The sequence below is a fragment of the Mesorhizobium sp. M7A.F.Ca.US.005.03.2.1 genome (genome assembly GCF_003997795.1).
In the GTDB taxonomy this organism is placed as follows: Bacteria; Pseudomonadota; Alphaproteobacteria; order Rhizobiales; family Rhizobiaceae; genus Mesorhizobium; species Mesorhizobium ciceri.
In genome coordinates this window covers 1-978 of the sequence record NZ_RZRP01001364.1, presented here as the reverse complement: position 1 = coordinate 978, position 978 = coordinate 1, and the positions used below count along the sequence as shown (strand labels likewise).

The following is a 978-nucleotide window of genomic DNA, read 5'->3' as shown; positions in this document are numbered from 1 at the left end:
CTATCCGGATGCCGGGCAGCTTGCCCGACGCGAGCATCGCGCCGGCCCCGGCAGCATCCTTCGGACCGGCGAGATGGAAATCGATGCCGTCGGGCAGCATGGCGGCAAAGCCTGGGTCGACAATGCCTCGGGCCCTCAGGCTGTCAGCGGTATCGCTGTCGAAGAATGCACCGGTCTGCTTGACAAGCAACAGCGCGTTTGCGCCAAGCTTGCCGGCAAGCCAGGCGGACAGAGAATCGGAGGTAATGTCCCAGGAGGCCGGAACATCCAGCGCCGCCAGTGCCAGTGACGACGGCAGCCACACCGGAATCTTCCCCGCCTCCAACACTCGCCCGATCTCGTCCAGCGACCGTGCCGGCGCCAGCCTTTCGTCCCGGTCGAGGATGACATGGCCGAACTGCTCCATGGCCAGGATCGCCATGGCATGAGCGGCGGTGTCGGAAAACTCCATGCTGGTCTGCGTCTCGCGCACATGATCGGCAAAGAGCCCGCCGCCGGGCACGATGACGATCGGCAGCCTGGAACCCGCCAGCGCTGCGATCCAGCTCTTCATCTCCGCCGCATGGGCCGTGCTGCCGCCAAGCTTGACGATGGCCCGTCGAAGCATTTCGGGGCGCTCCTGGCGCGGCCGGAAAACAACGCTTCGGTCTTTTCGGCCAGCAATGCCGGAGGCAGCACCGCGTCCCGCCGATTGGCGCTTGCGTTCGATCTCAACGCCGACGCCGCCAGGGCCGAGCTCGAGCTTTTCGACCCTAACCGTGACGCGCACGACACGCTGGTTCTCCAGCACGTGCGCTGCCACCTGCTCGGCCAAAGCCTCGCTGAGCTGGATATGGCCCCGCGCGACGATGGTGCGAATGCCGTCCATGATGATGTCGTAGGAGAACACATGGCGCATGTCCTCGGGATGGTCGGTGATTTGCAGCACGTCGGCGATCACATCAAAGCGCACTTTTTGAGTATGGCCATGCTCGAAGC

Annotated in this window: 1 protein-coding gene; it reads right to left on the bottom strand. The window is 64.6% G+C overall.

What is annotated here, in order from left to right; genetic code table 11:
• On the bottom strand, window positions 1-978 hold a 978-nt coding region (locus EN991_RS41470), incomplete at both ends, for a dihydroneopterin aldolase (protein WP_127370609.1).